We start from the raw sequence: 19,809 nt of genomic DNA on the forward strand, positions 1-19,809 counted from the left end.
TCGTGGCCATCGTGGGGATCGGGGTCGATGTCGTCGACGTCGGCCGTTTCGAGCGCTCGCTCGAGCGGACCCCGGCGTTGCTCGCCCGGCTGTTCACCCCGACCGAGCTGGTCCGCGAGGGCGAGCCGCGCCGGATCGAGTCGCTCGCGGCCCGGTTCGCCGCCAAGGAGGCGTTCATCAAGGCCGTCGGCGGGTCGACCGGGATCTCCTGGCACGACATGGTCGTCGGCGCCGACGACCAGCGCGCGCCCTCTCTGCTGCTGAGCGGCGGTGCCGCGGTGCTGGCCGAGTCCCGGTCGGTGACGCGCGTGCACCTCTCGCTCAGCCACGACGCCGGCATCGCGACGGCGTTCGTCGTCGCGGAGAGCGGCTCGTGACCCGCGAGGCCGTCGTCGCGGTCGACCGCGCGGCGCTGCAGCACAACGTCGACGTGCTCCGCCGCGCCGTCGCCCCCGCCGCCGTGATGGCCGTCGTCAAGGCGAACGCCTACGGCCACGGCGCAGTCGAATCGGCGCTGGCGTTCGAGGAGGCCGGGGTCGACTGGCTGGGCGTGGTCGACCTCGACGAGGCGGTGGCCCTGCGCGAAGGCGGCGTCGACGCGTCGATCCTGAGCTGGCTGCACGCACCCGGCGAGACGTTCGAGCGGGCGGCGGCGTTCCGCATCACGCCGGCGGTCTCGGACCTGGAGCAGCTCGAGGCGTGTGCTGCCGCAGGAGTTCCTGCGGTCCATCTCGTGATCGACACGGGGCTCAGCCGCAACGGCGCCACCTCGTCGGAGTGGCCAGCCCTCTTCGACCGGGCGGCCGAGCTCGCGGGCGTCGTCGAGATCGAAGGGCTGATGACCCACCTCTCGAACACGTCGCCGCACGAGGACGGCCACCAGATGGCGGCGTTCGTGCGCGCGGTCGGACTGCTCGCCGAGCGCGGCATCACTCCGCCGCTGCAGCACCTCGCCGCGTCGGCGGCCGCGCTGTCGTACCAGGCGTCGCGCATCACGATGGTGCGGTTCGGGCTGGCGATGTACGGCCTGAGCCCGTTCGACGACCGCGCCAGCGCCGACCTCGGTCTGAGGCCCGCGATGACCCTGTCGGCTCCGGTCATCGGCATCAAGGCGATCCCCGCCGGCGAGGGCACCTCGTACGGCTACACCTGGCGCGCGAGCGTCGACACCCGGCTGGCGCTGCTGCCGATCGGATACGCCGACGGCATCGCCCGGCACGCCGGCAACAGCGCCCGGGTGCTGCTCGGCGGCAGGATGCGCCCCGTCGTCGGCCGCGTCGCCATGAACGCCCTCACGGTCGACATCGGGCCCGACGACGCGGCCGACCCCGTGCGCCTCGGCGACGAGGCCGTGTTCTGGGGCGACGAGGCCGCAGGCCACCCCACCGCCGCCGACTGGGCCGACGCCACCGGCACGATCAACTACGAGGTCGTCGCGACTCTGTCGCCGCGGCTGCCGAGGAGCTGCCGATGAGCGCCCGCACATCGCCGTCCTCTGCGCCGTGGCTGCGCCGGGCGACGATCGACCTCGACGCGTACCGCTCGAACCTCGGCCGCCTGCGCGAGCTGGTCGCTCCCGCCGAGCTGATGGCCGTCGTCAAGGCCGACGGCTACGGGCACGGCGCCACCCACCTCGCTGCGGCCGCGCTCGAGGTCGGGGTCCGCTGGTTCGGCACGCTCGACCTCCGCAACGCCCACGAGCTGCGCGCCGCCGGGTTCCGTCCGCCGGCCGGGCCGGACGGCACGGCCGACCCCGACGCAGTCGCGCTCTTCGCCTGGCAGTTCTCGTTCACCGAGACGTTCGAGCGCGCCGTGTCCGAGCGGATCGACCTCGGCATCTCGTCGCTCGCGCAGCTCGAGTCCGTCGCCCGCGCCGTCGAGGCCGTCTCGCAGGCGTCGAGCCCCGATTCGGGCGGCGCCGTCGACCCGGCGCTGACCGCGCTGGTGCACCTCAACGTCGACACCGGCCTGCACCGCGACGGCGTCCTGCCCGCCGACTGGGAGCCGCTCGTCACTCGCGCCGTCGAGCTCGTCGGCGCCGGAGTCATCCGTCTCCGAGGCATCTACTCGCACCTCGCCGAGGCCTCCGACGACGAAGACACCGACTCGGCCGTGCTGCTCACCGAGGCCGTCGAGCGCGCGAACTCCCTCGGAGCGCGGTTCGACCGCCGGCATCTCACCGCCTCGAGCGCCGGCATGGAGCGGCCCGAGCTCCGCCTCGACATGGTCCGCATGGGCTCGAACACCTACGGCATCCCCGTCACCGACGGAGTCTCGGCCGCCGACCGCGGACTCACCCCGGTGATGACGCTCAGCGCCCGCGTGGCCCGGGTCAAGAGGATCGCCGCAGGAACGGGCGTCTCGTACGACTACACCTACCGCGCCCCGCACGAGACCACCGTCGCCCTCGTCCCCGTGGGCTACGCCGACGGGGTGTCGCGACGCGCCCAGCACGGCGTCTCCGTGGCCCTCCGCGGCAAGCGGTACCCCATCGTCGGCCGCGTCGCCATGGACCAGTTCTTGATCGACGTCGGCGACGACCCCGTCGAGGTCGGCGACGAGGTGACCCTGTTCGGCACCGGCTCGCGCGGCGAGATGACGGTCGGAGAGTGGGCCGAGGTCATCGGCACGATCGGCGAGGAGGTCTGCTCGGGGATCGGCCCGCGGGTGCCGCGGGCCTATCTCTCTGAGGGCGCTGACCTGTCTGAGGGTGCCGGCCTCTCCGAGAGCGCCGACCTGTGACGGTCGTGTGGGAGGGGACGATCGACGACTCGAGCGCCATGGAGAGGTTCGGGCGGCGGGTGGGCGGGTTCCTGCGCGCGGGCGACCTGCTGGTGCTGACCGGCCCCCTCGGAGCGGGCAAGACGACCATGACGCGCGGACTCGGCCTCGGCGTCGGGGTGCGCGGGCAGGTGGCGTCGCCCACGTTCGTGCTGGCACGCACGCACCCCGCGCTGCACGCCGGCGGGCCGCCGCTGGTGCACGTGGACGCGTACCGGCTGGGCTCCGCGGCCGAGCTCGACGACCTCGACATCGACTACGACCGATCGATCGTCGTCGTGGAGTGGGGCGCGGGGCTGCTCGACGGCGTCACGGAGTCGTGGCTCGAGGTGACGATCGAGAGGCCGACGGGGGCGGGATCAGCCGCTCTCGAGGCGGAGACCGAGGCCGAGGCGGAGATCGACGAGCCGCGGCAGGTGGTCGTCGAGGGGCACGGGCCGCGCTGGGACGGCGTGGCGCTCCCGCTCTGATCCGCCGACGCGGCGCCGCGCCCCGGCGGCGAACTACGATTGACGCATGCTTCTGGCGATCGACACCTCCGCGGGCACATCGGTCGCCGTGGTCGACCGCGACGGCGGCGTCCTGGCCGAGGCCACCGAGTTCGACACGCGCCGTCATGCCGAGGTCGTCGGCGAGCTGATCGCCGCGTGCCTCGACGAGTCGGGCATCGCGCCGCACGGCCTCAGCGCCGTCGTCGCGGGCATGGGCCCCGGGCCGTTCACGGGCCTGCGCGTCGGAATCGCGGCCGCGCGCGCCTTCGCGTTCGGCGCCGGCAAGCCCTGTCTGCCGCTCGTCAGCCACGACGCCATCGCCTTCGAGCGGCTCGGCGGCCTGGCCGTGGCGACCGGCTCTGCGGATGCTGCCCCAGCGACGACCGGCACCGCGAGGCCGTTGCTCGTCGTCACCGACGCGCGCCGCCGCGAGGTGTACTGGAGCGCGTACAGCGGGCTCGACGAGGCGGGGCTCCCCGTGCGGATCGGGGCGCCCGCGCTGACCCGGCCGGCGGAGCTCGACGAGGCGGTGTCGAGTTCCTGCGGTGCGGACTTCGCCGCGGCCGCCACGCGCACGGATCCCGCGGCGACGACCGTGTCGGCCGGCGCTCTCGGCATGCTCGGCGAGACCCTGTTCGCGAACCGGCGCCCGTTCGCCGCCGACGAGCCCCTCTACCTGCGGTCGCCCGACGTGACGGTCCCGGGCGCACCGAAGCGCGTCTCGTGAGCGTCGAGTACCGCCGCGCCGTGGCAGACGACCTCGACGTGCTGATGGGCCTCGAGCAGTCGCTGTTCGCGAACGACGCGTGGAGCCGCGAGCTGATGGCCGCCGAGCTCGCGAACCCGCAGTGCCTCTACCTCGTGGCCGAGCAGAGCGGCGAGGTCGTCGCGTACTCGGGCATCGTCGTGGCGCCCGGTGGTCCGGAGTCGGACGTCCAGACGATCGCCGTGGTCGCGGAGGCGCGGCGGCAGGGCATCGCGCGCGAGCTCATGCGGCTCATGCTCGACGAGGCGTCCTCACGGGGCGCGCGCGAGACCTTCCTCGAGGTGAGGGTCGACAACCCCGGTGCCCAGGCCCTCTACGAGCTGCTCGGCTTCGTCGGGATCGCCGTGCGCCCGCGCTACTACATGCCCGACGGCGTGGACGCGCTCGTGATGAAGAAGGAGCTGCCGTGAGCAACCCGCCACTCGTGCTGGGCATCGAGACCAGCTGCGACGAGACCGGCGTCGGGATCGTCCGGGGCCGCACCCTGCTGGCCAACGTGATCGCCTCGTCGATGGACGAGCACGCCCGGTACGGAGGCGTGGTCCCCGAGATCGCCGCGCGTGCCCATCTGGAGGCGCTCCAGCCCGCGCTCACCGCGGCACTCGCCGAGGCGGGCGTCGCACTCGACGACCTCGACGCCATCGCCGTCACCAGCGGCCCGGGGCTCGCCGGGGCGCTGATGGTCGGCGTCGGAGCGGCCAAGGCCCTTGCGCTCGGTGCCGGCAAGCCGCTGTACGCCGTCAACCACCTCGTCGGACACGTCGGCGCCGACGTGCTCCGCGACGACGGCACCGCCATCGAGCTGCCGACGATCGCGCTGCTCGTGTCGGGGGGCCACACGTCGCTGCTGCACGTGCGCGACCTGCTCGACGACGTCGAGCTGCTCGGCGAGACCATCGACGACGCTGCGGGGGAGGCCTTCGACAAGGTCGCGCGCCTTCTGGGGCTGCCCTACCCCGGTGGCCCGCAGATCGACCGCGTGGCGGCCGAGGGCGACCCGAGGGCCATCCGCTTCCCACGCGGGCTCACCCTGCCGAAAGACCTGGCGAAGCACCGCTACGACTTCTCGTTCTCGGGGCTCAAGACGGCGGTCGCCCGCCACGTCGAGAAGCTCGAGAACGCCGGTGAGCCGGTTCCCGTCGCCGACGTGGCCGCGAGCTTCCGAGAGGCCGTCGTCGACGTGCTGCTGACGAAGGCGCTCGCCGCGTGCGCCGACCGGGGCGTACCGCGACTGCTGCTCGGCGGCGGCGTCGTGGCCAACGCGAGGGTGCGACAGGTGGCCGCCGAGCGGTGCTCCGCCGCCGGGATCGAGCTGCGGATCCCTCCGCTGTCCCTGTGCACCGACAACGGCGCCATGATCGCCGCCCTCGGGGCCGAGCTGGCCGCCCGCGGCCGCACCCCGTCACCGCTCGGATTCGGGGCCGACTCGACCCTGCCGGTCACGAGCGCGCAGGCGGTCTAAGCGACACCCGGGGTACATCCTGAGGGGCACTCAGAATGCCGTGGTCTATCGTCCTGTCCAGTTCGTCTCCGCGCGAACTCGGACGGAACCCCCGGCCGCATACCCGAACAAGGAGTTGCACGACGATGTCCGATTCAACGCCCCCCGTGGCCCCGCCCAGCAATGACGCCTACGCCCAGCCCGGAGCAGCTGCCGGCAAGCTGAACGGCCTCGCGGTCGCCTCGCTCGTCGTCGGAATCGTGGGAGTCACGTTCGTCCTGTCGTTCTACGGGATCCCGGGCCTGGTGGCCCTGATCCTCGGTATCGTCTCCCGTCGCCAGATCAAGGCCACCGGCCAGCGTGGTGCCGGATTCGCACTCGCCGGCATCATTCTCGGTGCCATCGGCATCGTCATCGGCATCCTCTCGATCATCCTGGCTTCGGCGGTCGTCGCGAACATGAACAAGTAGTCGTCCGCGAAGGCGGGGTCGCTCGTCGGCCCCGCCTTTCGCGTCCCTTCGGTAGGGTCGAGGGCGTACAACCCGCCCCGCGACACCGATCACACACCGGAGCAGCAGCATGACCGACCAGAACCAGCCCGGCCAGGAGCCCACGGGTCAGCAGCCGCCCGCGTACGGCTCGACCCCGCCCGCCTACGGCTCCGCCGACGCGGGCAAGCAACAGTACGGCTACGGACAGCAGCCCGGGTACGGCCAGCAGACGTCCGGCTACTCGCAGCAGCCCTACGGGGCGCAGCCGTACGGCGGGGGCTACCAGCCGGTCGGCACGAACGGGCTGGCAATCGCAGCTCTCATCACCGGCATCGCCATCGTCTTCACCGGCGGCTTCTCGGGTATCGCCTCCTTGATCCTCGGAATCCTGGCCAAGCGCCGCATCCGCGAGACGCACCAGGAGGGCAGCGGTCTTGCAACCGCCGGAATCGTGCTCGGCATCATCGGAATCGTCTTCGCGATCCTGAGCATCGTCGGCCTCGTCCTGCTGTTCGCGCTTGCCGGCACGGAGGGCTTCAACGAGGGCACCAGCGGCAGCTACCCGTACTAGAGGGAGTCAAGCGACGCGCTCGCAGAGCAGCGCCGTGTGCCGCCCCGCCACGCGCGTCAGGATGAGCGTCGCCTCGTTCGACCCCTTGAGCTGCAGCCGCCTGCGGAACGCCGCCGGGTCGACGTCGACGCCCCGCTTCTTGATCTCGACCCGGCCGATGCCGCGCGCCTTGAGCTCCTGGCGCAGGCGCTTCTCGTCGAGCGGAAGCGTCTCGACCACCCGGAAGCACTGGGCGAACGGCGTCGGCTCCGAGGTCGGCGCCGTCAGGTAGGCGATGTCGCGGCTGACGGTCGTGGCGTCGAGCGAGCGGGCCAGGTCGCCGATCAGGCGTGCGCGGATCACCGACCCGTCGGGCTCGTAGACGAACTCGGCGAGCTCGCCGACCTCGACGTCGTCGGAGTCGCCGGGCGCGGTCATCTCGGCCGGGCCGTCGGGTCCGAGCACCAGAGCGGCTCGCGTGATGCCGGGCCGGGCCAGCGGGCCGAACCAGACGCCGACCTCGACGACCGAGCGGTCGACCGAGATCCACTGGCACTCCGCGTCGGACGGCAGCAGCTCGCGGTCGACGCCGGGGCCGAGCTTGACGCCGGTCGGGAAGCGCTCGGCGAAGCCGAACGCGACGTCGAGGGTGGGCGACCACTGCGAGGGATCTTGGATTCGGGAGGTCTGGCCGGTGCCGGCGGTGCGGCGCGCCGGATCGAGGAAGACGCCGTCGACGCCGTCGAGGTCGACCTCCTCGGCCGTGGCGTGCACGACGGAGGCGGCGCTCCACGGGGCGAGGTTGAACGACGCTATGGCGGCCGTGACCTCGTCGCGGTCGACGGCGACCACGCCCAGTTCCAGCGCCGCGAACGCCAGCGCGTCACCGCCGATGCCGCAGCCCAGGTCGGCGACCCGGGTGACACCGGCCTTGCGGAAGCGCCCGGCGTGGCTCGATGCCACCGGAAGCCGCGTCGCCTGCTCGAGGCCCGCCTCGGTGAAGAGCATGCTGACGGCGAAGTCGCCGAACTTCGCGTGCCCCTTGGCGCGCAGCTTCGCCTGGCTGAGCACGGCCGCGACGAGATCGGGGGAGTGCCCCTCCTTGCGCAGCCGCGCCACCTGCGACACCACATCGGCCTTCTGATCGAAGGGCGGCAGCGAGTCGAGCAGCCGCAGCCCGTCGGGGGTGAGGAGGGTGCGGAGCTCGGAAGTGTCCATGGCCCAATCGTGCCACTGCTAGCACTCGGATTGACCGAGTGCCAGCCACGCCCTACAGTTGAACTGGCACTCACCCGCGTGAAGTGCCAACAACACAATCTCTGTTCTTAGCAACACCGTCGCAGCTCGTGAGAAAGAAGAGGTCAACCGTGTCGGTCAACATCAAGCCGCTCGAAGATCGCATCGTCATCCGTCAGGTCGAGGCCGAGCAGACCACTGCCTCCGGTCTCGTGATCCCGGACACCGCCAAGGAGAAGCCCCAGGAGGGCGAGGTCGTCGCCGTGGGCCCCGGCCGCATCGACGACAACGGCAACCGCGTCCCGCTCGACGTCGCCGTCGGCGACAAGGTCATCTACTCGAAGTACGGCGGAACCGAGGTCAAGTACTCGGGCGAAGACCTGCTGGTCCTCTCCGCTCGCGACGTGCTCGCGGTCATCGTCAAGTAACGACGACGTTCACGAAGAACCCCGCCTCCTCGGAGGCGGGGTTCTTCTGTGTCACCGGTCGTCCAGGAACGCGACGTGGCAGTTTGTGCGCGCACGCTGGCGGTCACGAGCCGCCCCGGTGTGGGCGGCCGCGGATAGTCTTTCGAGGTGACCCAGACAGACACCCCTCGCGCCGGCCTCCTCTACGCCGTGGCGGCCTACGGTCTCTGGGGCGTGCTCCCGGTCTACTTCCTCCTGCTGCGCCCCTCGGGTGCGATCGAGATCGTCGCCTTCCGCATCCTCTGGTCGCTGGTGTTCTGCGCGATCCTGCTTGCCGTGACCCGCTCGTTCGGCCGCTTCGCGGCCCTGGCACGCGACCGGACGATCACCGGCACGCTCGCACTTGCGGGGGCGTTCATCGTCGTCAACTGGACCACGTTCATCTTCGCCACTCTCACCGGCCACGTGGTCGAGGCCGCCCTCGGGTACTTCATCAACCCGCTCGTGACGGTGCTGCTCGGCGTCTTCGTGCTGCGCGAGAAGCTCAAGCCGCTGCAGTGGGTGGCGGTGGGCGTCAGCGTCGTCGCGATTCTCGTGATCGCGATCGGCTACGGGTCGTTCCCGTGGATCTCGCTGGTGCTGGCGTTCTCGTTCGGCTTCTACGGCCTGATCAAGAAGCGCGTCGGCGGCCGGGTCGACGCGGTCAGCGGCCTGACCATCGAGACGATGGCGGTCGCCATCCCCGCCGGCATCGCGCTCGCCGTCGTCGGTGCGACCTCGGGTCTCGCGTTCGGCAGCAGCGGCACGGGGCACGTCGTGGCCGTCGTCGGCACGGGCGTGATCACCGCCGTGCCCCTCCTCCTGTTCGCCTCGGCCGCCCGCCGTCTCCCGCTGTCGACGCTGGGACTCACCCAGTACATCGCGCCGATCCTGCAGCTCGTCGTCGGCGTCGTCGTGCTCCACGAGCCGATGACCACGTCGCGCTGGGTCGGCTTCGCCCTCATCTGGGTCGCGCTCGTGATCCTGAGCATCCACGCGGTCTCGTCGGGACGCCGCGAGCGGGTGTCGGGGGCTCGACGACTCTCAGTCACCACATCACGAATTGCTAACGAAACCCCAAGGTGACCCCGGCAACACACACGCGAAACAATCGCCGCATAGGTTCTAACCCATTCACACGGTTGGGCTGCACGCCATCGTGCCGCCGCATCACCACCGTCAAGAAAGGGTTCACGGATGATCAGATCCACCACAGCCGTGAAGGCGCTAGCGATCATGGGGGCAGTCTCTGTCGCCCTGGTCGGCTGCTCCTCCACGAGCACCCCCTCCGCTTCGACCTCTGCTTCGTCGACGTCGACGAAGAAGGCCGACCCGGCAGCGGCCTGCAAGCCGGGCACGCCCAGCACTGACGCCCTCAAGATCGGCACGATGCTGCCGCTCACGGGATCCCTCGCGTACCTCGGCCCGCCCGCTATCGCGGGTGCAGGCCTGGCCCTCGACGACATCAACAAGGCCGGCGGCGTCCTCGGCAAGGACGCCTCGATCTCGACCGCCACCGACTCGGGCGACTCCAGCGACCTCACGGTGTCCACCGCGGCCGCGGCGAAGCTGAAGGCCGCCAAGGTCTCCGTCGTCCTCGGCGCCGAGTCGTCGAGCGTCACGCTGAACGTCATCGACCAGATCACCTCGAGCTGCACCATCGAGATCTCGCCGGCCAACACGGCGTCGTCGCTCTCGGGCTACTCGTCGTACTACTACCGCACCGCTCCGCCGGACTCCGTTCAGGGCTCGGCGCTCGGTCAGCTCGTCGTCAACGACGGTCACGCCAAGGTCGCCTTCCTGGTCTTCAACGACTCGTACGGCACCGGCCTCCGCGACTCGACGCAGAAGGCCATCGAGGCTGCCGGCGGCTCGGTCGTCTACGGCGGCACCGGCAAGAGCCAGGAGTTCCCTCCCGGCCAGACCACGTTCTCGACCGAGGTGACCGCGGCTCTCGCCACCAAGCCCGACGCGATCGTGATCCTCGCGTTCGACGAGACCAAGTCGATCGTCCCCGAGCTCGTCGCCCAGAACTACGACCTCAAAGACACGTACATGTCTGACGGCAACACGGCCGACTACTCGAAGGACTTCGAGGCGGGGACGCTCAACGGCGGCCAGGGCACCATTCCCGGTGCTCAGCCCAACGACGATCTCAAGAAGCGCCTGAGCGCCTGGTACAAGTCGAACGACGGCAAGACGCTCGCCGACTACTCGTACGCCGCCGAGTCCTACGACGCCATCACCCTGACCGCTCTCGCGGCCGAGGCCGGCAAGGGCACGGATGCTCCGACGATCCAGTCCAAGATGGCAGCGGTCTCCGGTGCTGACGGCGGCACGAAGTGCACGTCGTACGCCGACTGCAAGACCCTCCTCGACGCGGGCAAGGACATCCAGTACACGGGTCCCTCCGGCATCGGTCCGTTCAACACGAACAACGACCCGTCGAGCGCCTACATCGGCATCTACAAGTACGACAAGAACAACAAGCCGGTGTACCAGAGCAGCATCCAGGGTGACGTGAAGTAGTCAGTCCCCACCTCGAAGAGGCCCGGCAGGAACTCTCCTGCCGGGCCTTTTCACGTCGTCGAGAAGTCCTCCATATCGGGGACAGTCGTTGGGGTCGAAGAGCCTCTTGTCATGCCACGATTGACGTGATGACTCCGCAGCCCGGGGCGCTTCCCCCAGCGCCGACCCCGCGGCGTCGCGCGACGACAGAAGCGCTCCTCCTGCTCGCCAGACCCCTGCTGGCGATCTCCTTCGCCCTGTACCGGGTCGAGGTCCGGCGCAATCTCTACCCGCGTGACGCTCCCGTGACTCAGATCGAGGGCGTCGACCCTCAGGGTCTGCTCTTCGCCGGCGACATCGCCGTGGCCGGACACGGCGTGCTCAGCCACGGACTGACCGTTGCCGCGCAGGCGTCGTACGGCATCGCCGCCGCCAGCGATCGCGGCGCGCACCTGACGATGATCAGTCAGACCGACCTCACGATGGCACAGCTTGCCGCGCGCACGCGCTACGGGGCCGACGGCGTCGAGATCGCGTTCCTGATGCTGGGGATCCCCGACGTGCTCCTGGCGACGCGCTCCGAGAAGTGGGCGGCAGACCTCCGGGTGGTCGCCGAGCGGATCCGGTCGGAGTCGCAGTTCCGCGCGGTCCGCATCGTGGTCTCGGGCATCCCGCCGCTGTCGGACTTCCGGGCCATCCGCCCGGCCGTGCGCCGCATCATCGACCGGCAGGTCGAGCGGCTCAACGCCGTCAGCCAGGAGGTCGCCGCGTCGACGCCCGGAATGGTCTTCGTGCCGTTCCCGACCTGGAGGCTGGGCGACATGTACGTCAACAGGCTGTTCTCGTGGAAGACCCTGCACGAGGTCTGGGCCGAGGCGCTCGCCGCCGCAGTCGCCCCCCGCTGAGCTCCGCTTCGCGCCATACTGGCGCTGCTCGGCGGTACTGTCACGGGTGGCAGCAGGTCACGCTAGCTCGCGAGTGGGCTCGGGTGCGTGAGAGGCAAGGCAAAGCCCCGGAGACTACGGCGGAGCCATGTCTCCGGGGCGACAACGTGGCGCTGCGCCTTGAGAACGACACAGGACCTGCCTGAGGTCACTTGCCGTCGACGTCCTTGGCGAGGGTGCCGAGGTAGAGCTCGATGACCTTGGGGTCGTCGGCCAGCTCGTGGCCCGTGCCGGAGTACGCGTTCCTGCCCTGGTCGAGCACGTAGCCCCGATCGCAGATCTGGAGGCAGCGGCGGGCATTCTGCTCGACCATGATGACGGAGACGCCGGCCTTGTTGATGCGGCGGGTGCGAATGAAGGTCTCGTCCTGGCGGACCGGCGAGAGGCCGGCGCTGGGCTCGTCGAGGAGGAGCACCTTCGGGTCCATCATCAGGGCGCGGGCCATGGCCACGCTCTGGCGCTCGCCGCCCGAGAGCGAGCCGGCGCGCTGGTCGCGGCGGTCGGCGAGCACGGGGAACAGGTCGAAGATGACGTCGAGGCGCTCCTCGAACTTCTTCGGACGCAGGAACATGCCCATCTGGAGGTTCTCCTGGATGGTCAGCGACGGGAAGACGTTGTTCGTCTGCGGCACGAAGCCCACCCCGGCCTGGACGAGCTTGTTGGCCTTGAGGTTCGTGATGTCCTCGCCGCCGAGAGTGACGGCGCCGGAGTGGATCTTCACGAGGCCGAACAGCGCCTTCAGCAGCGTCGACTTGCCGGCGCCGTTCGGGCCGATGATGCCGATGAGCTCGCCCGGGTAGCAGACGAGGTCGCAGTCGTTCAAGATGTTCACGCCCGGCAGGTAGCCGGCGACGAGGTGCTCGGCGCGCATGATCGGCTCCTGGCCGGCGAACTTCTCCGTGCCCTTGTGGACGGTGGTGTCGACGATGCTCATGCCTTGCCCTCTTCGTTGTGCTCGGTCTCGACCCGCGCGGCGTCTTCCTCTTTGACCTCGGCCTCGAGCTCCTCGATCGACTCGTCGGTGAGGAGCGAGTCGTCGCCCAGGTCGGTGTCGTGGTGCGCGCCCAGGTACGCGTCGATGACGGCCTGGTCGTCCATGACGGTGTCGGCGGGTCCCTCGGCGACGATCCTGCCCTCGGCCATGACGATCACCCAGTCCGAGATGTGCCGCACCATGTGCATGTCGTGCTCGACGAACAGCACCGTCGTTCCCTCATCGCGAAGGCTCTGGATGTGACCGAGCAGCGACTGGGTCAGCGCCGGGTTCACACCGGCCATGGGCTCGTCCAGCATGATCATGGCGGGGTCGCTCATGAGCGCGCGTGCCATCTCGAGCAGCTTGCGCTGGCCTCCGGAGAGGCTGCCGGCGTAGTCGTCCTTCTTCTCGTACAGCTTGAAGCGCTTGAGCAGGTCGGCGGCCTTGGCCTCGATCTCGGCCTCGCGGGCCTTCCACAGCGGCTTGACGATCGCGACGAAGAAGTTCTCGCCGGGCTGGTCGCGCGCTCCGAGGAGCATGTTCTGCATGACGGTCAGACGCGAGAGCGCCTTCGTCAGCTGGAACGTGCGGACCATGCCGCTCTTGGCCACCTTGGCGGCGCCGACAGCGCCCATGGCTCGGCCGTTGAAGACCCAGCGCGCGGTTCCTGCGCCCCGGTTCGTCAGAGTCGGTGCCGAGTTGGGCTTGTCGAAGCCGGTGAGGAGGTTGAAGAACGTCGTCTTGCCGGCGCCGTTGGGGCCGATGAGAGCGGTGATCGCGCCGCGCTGGACCTCGACGTGCTGCACGTCGACGGCGGTCATGCCGCCGAAGCGGCGGACGACGTTGTCGACCGTGAGGATCGAGTCGGGCTTCGACGACCCGGGGGCCTTCTCGACGGTCGCCAGCTTCTTGCGGAGCTCGACGCGGTCGTAGTCGTATCCGGGCTGGGTGCCGGTTGCGGTTGTCTCAGACACTGAACGACAGCTCCTTCTTGTTGCCCAGGATGCCCTGGGGTCTGAAGATGATCAGGCACATCAGTGCTACTCCCACGAGGACGTACGAGAACTGCACGGTCTGCTGGGTCGACATGATGCTGTCGGGGATGAAGCTCTGCGCGAGCGACTGGATGAGCAGGCGCATGACGAAGAACAGGATCGCACCGAGCACCGGGCCGAAGACCGTGGCGGCACCTCCCAGCAGGAGGGCCGTGTAGATGAAGAACGTCGTCGAGCGGCCGAGTCCGTCGGGCTGGACCGACGAGGGCAGCACGTAGATGATGCCCGCCACGGCGCCGATCAGGCCGCCGAGCACGAGCGCCTGGAGCTTGTAGCTGTAGACGTTCTTGCCGAGGCTGCGCACGGCGTCCTCGTCTTCGCGGATGCCCTTGAGCAGGCGGCCCCACGGGCTGCGGGCCAGAGCCCAGATCAGCAGCAGGAAGACGCCGACGAGACCCCAGCCGACGATGCGGATCCACCAGCCGTTGACGCCGTTGTTGTCGTAGTCGAACCAGAGGATCTGCGTGCTGCCGTCGGGCAGCGGCGAGAGCGCCTGGAACGGGCCGTTGTAGGTGTTGCCGGTGATGCCGTTCGAGCCGCCGGTGAGGTCGGTCAGGATGCTCGACCGGCCGACCATCCGGATGATCTCGGCCGCCGAGATCGTCACGATGGCCAGGTAGTCGCCTCTCAGCTTCAGCGTCGGCAAGCCGAGGATGAACGCGAACAGGAGAGCGCAGAGGAGAGCGACGAGCACCGCGGCGAAGAGCGGCAGGCCGCGGTCGATCGAGATGGCGAAGCCGTAGGCGCCGAGCAGGAGGAACGCCGCCTGGCCGATGTTGAGCAGGCCGGCGAAGCCGAAGTGCACGTTGAGGCCGATCGCCGCGATGGCGAAGGCCGCGGTCGACGGCGCGAGCGCCTGGACCGTGAGGGACTGGAAGAGCTGAACGAGGTAATCCATGAGTGGTCTCCCTTAACCGATTCGCTCGCGCCGGCCGAAGATGCCTTGCGGGCGGAACAGCAGGATGATGATGAGGATGAAGAGCGCCGTGGCGTACTTGAAGTCGCCGGGGAGCACGAGGTTCGTCAGCTCGACGATGATGCCGACGATCATCGAGCCGACCAGGGCGCCGAACGCGGTGCCGAGGCCGCCGAGGGTGACTGCCGCGAAGATCAGCAGCAGGATCTGAAGCCCCGTCTGCCAGTTGACGCCGTTGAGCACCAGGCCGAGCATCACGCCCGAGAGGCCGGCGAGACCCGCGGCCACCGTCCAGACCAGGCGGATGATGCGGTCGACGTCGATGCCCGACGCGGCCGCGAGGGCGGGGTTGTCCGACACGGCGCGGGTGGCCCGTCCGGTGCGGGTGCGCAGCAGGAAGAACGCCGCGCCGCCGAGGACCAGGATCGAGATGCCCATCGCCACGTACGACTGGACCGTGAGGGTCACGCCGGCGATGGTGACGACCTTGGGGTTCGCCGTCTGGATGCGCACCGTCGCGGCGCCGTAGAAGTACTGGAACGCGTACTGCAGCGCGATCGAGAGGCCGATCGTGACGATCATCAGCTGGGTGAGGCTGAGGCCCTTCTTGCGGAGCGGCTTCCAGATGAAGGCGTCCTGCGCGAAGCCGGTGGCCGCCGAGATCACCACGGTGATGATCGCCGCCAGGATGAGGTTGAGCCCGAGCACGTTGGCGAACGTGTAGGCCAGGAGGCCGCCGAGGGTCACCTGCTCGCCGTGGGCGAAGCTCTGCAGGCCGGTGGTGCCGTAGACCAGCGACAGGCCGATCGCGGCCAGGGCGAGCAGCAGGCCGAGGCGGATGCCCGACATCAGCTGCTGCGCGAAGCGCTGCCACGAGAAGTCGTTGCCCGAGTTGTTGTTGTCGATCGTCGCGCCCTTGGTGGTCGACAGCTGGAACAGCGTGCCAGCCTGCGAGCCGAGGGAGACCTGCACCTTGCGGTCGTTCGTCGCGGCGTTGGCGAGGTACTGGCCGCTCGGCAGCGTGGACTCGTCCAGCGACACCGTGTAGGTGCCCGCCGTCTTGACGGGGATGGCCCACTTGCCCGCGGCGTTCGACGTGCCGGTGAGGGCGTCGCCCGAGTCGGGCTTCGCCGTGATGGTCACGCCCTCGGCCGGCTTGCGGTCGCTCGTGAAGAGCGTGCCCTGGATGCAGCCGGTCGTGGCGTCCACCGTGCAGGTGGACGACGTCGCCGCGCTCGCCGCGCCGGGGGCGAAGGCGAGCGAGACGATGGTCGCCAGCAGTCCCAGCATCAGCATCGATGCGAGCACGACCAGCGAATGCCGGCGTCCGACGCGCACGGAGCGCGAGCTCCGAAGCGGTGGTGTGTTCGTGGGTACGAGAATCACAGAACCTCCTGAACGGCCCAGTCGGACATTTCCCCGAGGGTCTGGCTCGCCGTCGTCGTTGACAGTACTTTCCCTATGTGTCGGCTGTGTTTCCGCGAAAACACGGTCGAGACACAGGAGTCTAAATGGTTCCTAGGGCTGCCACGCGCCAGGACGGCCCCGACGGGCGGGAATGATCCGCCGACTGCCGGGTTAAGATGTATCACCGGTCATCGAAGGCGAAAACCGGGCCCCATCAGTCGCAGCTTCATTCACTCAAAAGGTGGCACATGGACCAGCCGGACCCCTTCGGTTTCATCGGACTCACGTACGACGACGTCATGCTCCTGCCCGGGCACACCGACGTCATCCCCTCCGAGGCCGATACCTCGTCGCAGCTGACGAAGCGGATCCGCGTAGCCGTCCCGCTGCTCTCCGCCGCGATGGACACCGTCACCGAGTCGCGCATGGCCATCGCCATGGCGCGTCAGGGCGGTCTCGGCATCATCCACCGCAACCTCTCGATCGCCGACCAGGCCGCACACGTCGACAAGGTCAAGCGCAGCGAGTCGGGCATGATCACCAACCCCGTCACGACGACGCCCGACGCGACGGTCGCCGACGTCGACGCCCTGTGCGGCCAGTTCCGCGTCTCCGGCCTCCCCGTGGTCGAGCCCGACGGCACGCTCGTCGGCATCATCACCAACCGCGACATGCGCTTCGTCTCGAAGTTCGAGATGGCCACGACGTTCGTCCGCGACGTCATGACCAAGGCCCCGCTCATCACGGCCCCCGAGGGCGTCGACCCCGACTCCGCCGTCGCGATCTTCGCGCAGCACAAGATCGAGAAGCTGCCCCTCGTCGACGAGGCCGGCAGGCTCCGCGGCCTCATCACGGTGAAGGACTTCGACAAGACCGAGAAGTACCCGAACGCCACGAAAGACGACGCCGGCCGCCTTCGCGTCGGAGCCGCCATCGGCTTCTTCGGCGACGCCTGGCAGCGCGCCCAGGCGCTCCGCGACGCGGGCGTCGACGTGCTCGTCGTCGACACGGCCAACGGCGAGAGCTACGGCGAGCTCGACATGATCAAGCGCATCAAGGCCGATCCGTCGTTCGCCCACATCGACGTCATCGGCGGCAACGTCGCGACCCGTTCCGGTGCCCAGGCGCTCATCGACGCGGGCGCCGACGCCATCAAGGTCGGCGTGGGCCCCGGCTCGATCTGCACCACCCGCGTCGTCTCCGGCGTCGGCGTGCCCCAGGTCACGGCGGTCTACGAGGCGTCGCTCGCCGCTCGCGAGGCCGGAGTGCCGGTGATCGCCGACGGCGGCCTCCAGTACTCGGGCGACATCGCCAAGGCGCTCGTCGCCGGCGCCGACACGGTCATGCTCGGCTCGCTCCTCGCCGGCTGCGACGAGAGCCCCGGCGACCTGGTCTTCGTGAACGGCAAGCAGTTCAAGAACTACCGCGGCATGGGCTCGCTCGGCGCTATGCAGACGCGCGGCAAGAACACGTCGTACTCGAAAGACCGCTACTTCCAGGCCGACGTGCCCAGCGACGACAAGCTCATCCCCGAGGGCGTCGAGGGCCAGGTGCCCTACCGCGGCGCTCTCGGCGGCGTGGTCTACCAGCTCACCGGCGGCCTGCGCCAGTCGATGTTCTACGTCGGCGGCCGCACCGTCCCCGAGCTGAAGGCGCGCGGCAAGTTCGTCCGCATCACCGCCGCCGGCCTCAAAGAGAGCCACCCTCACGACCTGCAGATGGTCGTCGAGGCGCCGAACTACCGCGGCTAGCCGCTCCCGCCTCGACCCCGCCGTTTCGGTTCGACCCCGCCTGTCCGCAGGCGGGGTCGTGCCGTTCAGGAGGGCCCGGCGCAGGAACTCCGGCGGCCGCCGTCCGGCCCCGCCAGAGGGCGACCGCTAGGGTTGAGCCGTGACTGAGGTAGAGATCGGCGTCGCCAAGCGCGCGCGCAGGGCATATGCGTTCGACGACATCGCGGTCGTCCCGTCGAGGCGGACGCGCGATCCGCGCGATGTCAACGTCGGGTGGTCGATCGACGCGTTCCAGTTCGAGACGCCCATCATCGCGGCCCCGATGGACTCCGTCGTCAGCCCCGAGACGGCGATCCGCATCGGCCGGCTCGGCGGACTCGGCGTCCTCGACCTCGAGGGCGTGTGGACCCGCTACGACGACCCCGAGGCCGTCCTGCGGGAGATCCGCGAGCTGCCCGACGAGGTCGCCACCGCCCGCATGCAGGAGATCTACGCCGCTCCGATCCGTCCGGAGCTCGTGACGGAGCGCCTCGCCCAGATCCGCGCCGCGGGCGTGCCCGTCGCCGGGGCGCTCAGCCCGCAGCGCACCCAGGACCTCTACCAGACGGTCGTCGACGCCGGCGTCGACATCTTCGTCATCCGCGGCACCACGGTGTCAGCCGAGCACGTCTCGAAGAGCAGCGAGCCGCTCAACCTCAAGAAGTTCATCTACGAGCTCGACGTGCCCGTCATCGTCGGCGGGGCCTCGACCTACACCGCGGCGCTGCACCTCATGCGCACCGGCGCGGCGGGTGTGCTCGTCGGATTCGGCGGAGGCGCGGCGTCGACCACCCGCACCTCGCTCGGCATCCACGCGCCCATGGCCACGGCCCTCGCCGACGTCGCCGGCGCGCGCCGCGACTACCTGGACGAGTCGGGCGGACGCTACGTCCACGTCATCGCTGACGGCGGACTCGGCACGTCCGGCGACATCGTCAAGGCCGTCGCGGTCGGAGCCGATGCCGTCATGCTCGGCGCCGCGCTCGCCCGCGCCACCGACGTGCCCGGCGGCGGCTACCACTGGGGCGCCGAGGCGCATCACCCCGAGCTGCCCCGCGGCCGCCGCGTCCAGGTCGGCTCGACCGGAACCCTCGAGAACATCCTCTTCGGGCCGGCGCCGACCGCCGACGGTCAGGCGAACCTGATCGGCGCGTTGCGTCGCTCGATGGCGACGACCGGCTACAGCGATCTCAAGGAGTTCCAGCGAGTCGAGGTCGTCGTCGCGCCCTACCACAAGCAGTAGCGGCCGGGAGTTCCAGCGCGCGAGATGACAGAGGGTCGTCGTCGCGCCATACCACAAGCAGTAGCGGCGCTCGCGAGTTCCTGCGCCCTGCCCGAGTTCGCTGTGGGCTTCCGGCCGGGGCCCGCGGCAGGGAAGTAGTTCGTCTCCTGGAGAGTTATCCACAGGAGTGGCGCAGCCCGGCTTCCGTCGATTTCCGCGACGGTAAGCTGAGACGACTGCCCCCGAGCTCCAGGAGACCATCAGATGGTTGACGTGCGTCGTGTGAAACTCCCCGGGGTGGGAGTCCTTCACACCTTCATCACCGACGACGGTGGCAAGTGCGGTGTCATCACCCACCGATCCGGTCACAGCGACCTGATCACCTTCAGCGACGCCGCTGACGGCGACGCGGCGACGAAGGTGTCGCTGCGCCTCAGCGAAGACGAGGCCCACACGCTCGCCGAGCTGCTGGGCGGCACGCGCATCACCGAGTCGCTCTCTGCCCTCGAGACCCTGCCCGGCCTCACCATCGACTGGTTCACCGTCGACTACGACGACCACATCGCCGGCCAGCCGCTCGGCGACCTGGCAGCGAAGGGCGTCGTCGGCCTGACCGTCGTCGCCGTCGTCCGCGGCGAGACCGCGAACCCCGCCCCGTCGGGCGACTTCCGCGTGTTCCCGGGCGACACCCTCGTCGTCGCCGGCTCGCCCGAGAAGGTCGCCAAGGCGTTCTCGTTCTACCGGAGCGGCGGAGTCAAAGCGGCCGCCGCGGCCGTCGCCTCCATCGACTCGCCGCCGGGGGCTTAGTAG

Annotated in this window: 21 protein-coding genes; 16 read left to right on the top strand and 5 right to left on the bottom strand. The window is 69.8% G+C overall.

Annotated features, from left to right (window positions below; all coding sequences use genetic code 11):
• The first annotated feature begins 2 nt into the window (after positions 1–2).
• The 9 genes from AC3CBB_RS16550 to AC3CBB_RS16590 all read left to right on the top strand — a co-directional run bounded on the left by AC3CBB_RS16550 (position 3) and on the right by AC3CBB_RS16590 (position 6,541).
• A complete protein-coding gene (locus AC3CBB_RS16550; RefSeq protein WP_488625411.1) occupies positions 3–377 on the top strand; it encodes a holo-ACP synthase in 375 nt (124 codons plus the stop codon).
• A complete protein-coding gene (gene alr / locus AC3CBB_RS16555) occupies positions 374–1,474 on the top strand; it encodes an alanine racemase (protein ID WP_488625412.1) in 1,101 nt (366 codons plus the stop codon). Before AC3CBB_RS16550 ends, alr (AC3CBB_RS16555) begins: the two co-directional genes overlap by 4 nt.
• Positions 1,471–2,742, top strand: a complete 1,272-nt coding sequence (alr, locus tag AC3CBB_RS16560) for an alanine racemase (RefSeq protein ID WP_488625413.1) — start codon at positions 1,471–1,473, stop codon at positions 2,740–2,742. Before alr (AC3CBB_RS16555) ends, alr (AC3CBB_RS16560) begins: the two co-directional genes overlap by 4 nt.
• Complete coding sequence (tsaE, locus tag AC3CBB_RS16565) at positions 2,739–3,251, top strand: tRNA (adenosine(37)-N6)-threonylcarbamoyltransferase complex ATPase subunit type 1 TsaE (RefSeq protein ID WP_488625414.1); 513 nt, start codon at positions 2,739–2,741, stop codon at positions 3,249–3,251. The genes alr (AC3CBB_RS16560) and tsaE overlap by 4 nt, the downstream gene beginning before the upstream one ends.
• A gap of 46 nt (positions 3,252–3,297) precedes the next feature.
• Positions 3,298–3,999 (top strand): tRNA (adenosine(37)-N6)-threonylcarbamoyltransferase complex dimerization subunit type 1 TsaB, encoded by a 702-nt coding sequence (gene tsaB, locus AC3CBB_RS16570; protein WP_488625415.1) that lies wholly within the window; start codon positions 3,298–3,300, stop codon positions 3,997–3,999.
• A gap of 20 nt (positions 4,000–4,019) precedes the next feature.
• Positions 4,020–4,448, top strand: a complete 429-nt coding sequence (gene rimI, locus AC3CBB_RS16575; RefSeq protein WP_488625416.1) for a ribosomal protein S18-alanine N-acetyltransferase — start codon at positions 4,020–4,022, stop codon at positions 4,446–4,448.
• Positions 4,445–5,500 (top strand): tRNA (adenosine(37)-N6)-threonylcarbamoyltransferase complex transferase subunit TsaD, encoded by a 1,056-nt coding sequence (tsaD, locus tag AC3CBB_RS16580; RefSeq protein ID WP_488625417.1) that lies wholly within the window; start codon positions 4,445–4,447, stop codon positions 5,498–5,500. Before rimI ends, tsaD begins: the two co-directional genes overlap by 4 nt.
• A gap of 146 nt (positions 5,501–5,646) precedes the next feature.
• Entirely contained in the window at positions 5,647–5,949 is a 303-nt protein-coding gene (locus AC3CBB_RS16585) for a DUF4190 domain-containing protein (RefSeq protein WP_488625418.1), read from the top strand.
• 109 nt (positions 5,950–6,058) lie between these two features.
• Entirely contained in the window at positions 6,059–6,541 is a 483-nt protein-coding gene (locus AC3CBB_RS16590; RefSeq protein ID WP_488625419.1) for a DUF4190 domain-containing protein, read from the top strand.
• Between the two features lie 6 nt (positions 6,542–6,547).
• Here the strand turns inward: AC3CBB_RS16590 and AC3CBB_RS16595 are convergent, their stop codons facing one another.
• On the bottom strand, positions 6,548–7,738 hold the full coding sequence (locus AC3CBB_RS16595) for a class I SAM-dependent methyltransferase (protein ID WP_488625420.1): 1,191 nt from the start codon (positions 7,736–7,738) through the stop codon (positions 6,548–6,550).
• 149 nt (positions 7,739–7,887) lie between these two features.
• On the opposite strand from AC3CBB_RS16595, the gene groES reads away from it, so the two are divergent.
• The 4 genes from groES (at position 7,888) to AC3CBB_RS16615 (ending at position 11,615) form a co-directional block, all read left to right on the top strand.
• Positions 7,888–8,184: a co-chaperone GroES gene (gene groES, locus AC3CBB_RS16600; RefSeq protein ID WP_123506974.1), complete on the top strand. Its 297-nt coding sequence runs from the start codon at positions 7,888–7,890 to the stop codon at positions 8,182–8,184.
• 147 nt (positions 8,185–8,331) lie between these two features.
• Positions 8,332–9,288, top strand: a complete 957-nt coding sequence (rarD, locus tag AC3CBB_RS16605; RefSeq protein WP_488625421.1) for an EamA family transporter RarD — start codon at positions 8,332–8,334, stop codon at positions 9,286–9,288.
• Between the two features lie 111 nt (positions 9,289–9,399).
• The gene (locus AC3CBB_RS16610) at positions 9,400–10,731 is read left to right on the top strand and encodes an ABC transporter substrate-binding protein (RefSeq protein WP_488625422.1); all 1,332 of its coding nucleotides are present in this window, start codon (positions 9,400–9,402) and stop codon (positions 10,729–10,731) included.
• Between the two features lie 128 nt (positions 10,732–10,859).
• On the top strand, positions 10,860–11,615 hold the full coding sequence (locus tag AC3CBB_RS16615) for an SGNH/GDSL hydrolase family protein (protein ID WP_488625423.1): 756 nt from the start codon (positions 10,860–10,862) through the stop codon (positions 11,613–11,615).
• A 187-nt stretch (positions 11,616–11,802) separates the two neighbouring features.
• Here AC3CBB_RS16615 and AC3CBB_RS16620 read toward each other — a convergent pair whose 3' ends face one another.
• The 4 genes from AC3CBB_RS16620 to AC3CBB_RS16635 are packed head-to-tail and all read right to left on the bottom strand — an operon-like array spanning position 11,803 to position 15,909.
• Complete coding sequence (locus tag AC3CBB_RS16620; RefSeq protein WP_488626758.1) at positions 11,803–12,525, bottom strand: ABC transporter ATP-binding protein; 723 nt, start codon at positions 12,523–12,525, stop codon at positions 11,803–11,805.
• Between the two features lie 59 nt (positions 12,526–12,584).
• Entirely contained in the window at positions 12,585–13,604 is a 1,020-nt protein-coding gene (locus AC3CBB_RS16625) for an ABC transporter ATP-binding protein (RefSeq protein ID WP_488625424.1), read from the bottom strand.
• Positions 13,597–14,583, bottom strand: coding sequence for a branched-chain amino acid ABC transporter permease (locus AC3CBB_RS16630; protein ID WP_123506980.1), 987 nt, complete (start codon positions 14,581–14,583; stop codon positions 13,597–13,599). Before AC3CBB_RS16630 ends, AC3CBB_RS16625 begins: the two co-directional genes overlap by 8 nt.
• Positions 14,584–14,595: 12 nt before the next feature.
• The gene (locus AC3CBB_RS16635; RefSeq protein WP_488625425.1) at positions 14,596–15,909 is read right to left on the bottom strand and encodes a branched-chain amino acid ABC transporter permease; all 1,314 of its coding nucleotides are present in this window, start codon (positions 15,907–15,909) and stop codon (positions 14,596–14,598) included.
• Between the two features lie 347 nt (positions 15,910–16,256).
• On the opposite strand from AC3CBB_RS16635, the gene guaB reads away from it, so the two are divergent.
• The 3 genes from guaB (at position 16,257) to AC3CBB_RS16650 (ending at position 19,806) form a co-directional block, all read left to right on the top strand.
• Positions 16,257–17,759, top strand: coding sequence for an IMP dehydrogenase (guaB, locus tag AC3CBB_RS16640; RefSeq protein ID WP_488625426.1), 1,503 nt, complete (start codon positions 16,257–16,259; stop codon positions 17,757–17,759).
• A 139-nt stretch (positions 17,760–17,898) separates the two neighbouring features.
• Positions 17,899–19,020, top strand: coding sequence for a GuaB3 family IMP dehydrogenase-related protein (locus tag AC3CBB_RS16645; RefSeq protein WP_123506982.1), 1,122 nt, complete (start codon positions 17,899–17,901; stop codon positions 19,018–19,020).
• Positions 19,021–19,263: 243 nt separating this feature from the next.
• Complete coding sequence (locus tag AC3CBB_RS16650; RefSeq protein WP_123506983.1) at positions 19,264–19,806, top strand: cation:proton antiporter regulatory subunit; 543 nt, start codon at positions 19,264–19,266, stop codon at positions 19,804–19,806.
• Positions 19,807–19,809 lie beyond the last annotated feature (3 nt).

It is taken from the genome of Frondihabitans sp. OV104 (assembly GCF_057787745.1).

Excerpts from the sequence above, each read along its gene's own strand:
- alr (WP_488625413.1), top strand. The coding sequence starts at position 1,471 with ATGAGCGCCCGCACATCGCCGTCCTCTGCGCCGTGGCTGCGCCGGGCG.
- tsaB (WP_488625415.1), top strand. The coding sequence starts at position 3,298 with ATGCTTCTGGCGATCGACACCTCCGCGGGCACATCGGTCGCCGTGGTC.
- AC3CBB_RS16590 (WP_488625419.1), top strand. The coding sequence starts at position 6,059 with ATGACCGACCAGAACCAGCCCGGCCAGGAGCCCACGGGTCAGCAGCCG.
- AC3CBB_RS16595 (WP_488625420.1), bottom strand. The coding sequence starts at position 7,738 with ATGGACACTTCCGAGCTCCGCACCCTCCTCACCCCCGACGGGCTGCGG.
- AC3CBB_RS16610 (WP_488625422.1), top strand. The coding sequence starts at position 9,400 with ATGATCAGATCCACCACAGCCGTGAAGGCGCTAGCGATCATGGGGGCA.
- AC3CBB_RS16615 (WP_488625423.1), top strand. The coding sequence starts at position 10,860 with ATGACTCCGCAGCCCGGGGCGCTTCCCCCAGCGCCGACCCCGCGGCGT.
- AC3CBB_RS16620 (WP_488626758.1), bottom strand. The coding sequence starts at position 12,525 with ATGCGCGCCGAGCACCTCGTCGCCGGCTACCTGCCGGGCGTGAACATC.
- AC3CBB_RS16630 (WP_123506980.1), bottom strand. The coding sequence starts at position 14,583 with ATGGATTACCTCGTTCAGCTCTTCCAGTCCCTCACGGTCCAGGCGCTC.
- guaB (WP_488625426.1), top strand. The coding sequence starts at position 16,257 with ATGGACCAGCCGGACCCCTTCGGTTTCATCGGACTCACGTACGACGAC.
- AC3CBB_RS16650 (WP_123506983.1), top strand. The coding sequence starts at position 19,264 with ATGGTTGACGTGCGTCGTGTGAAACTCCCCGGGGTGGGAGTCCTTCAC.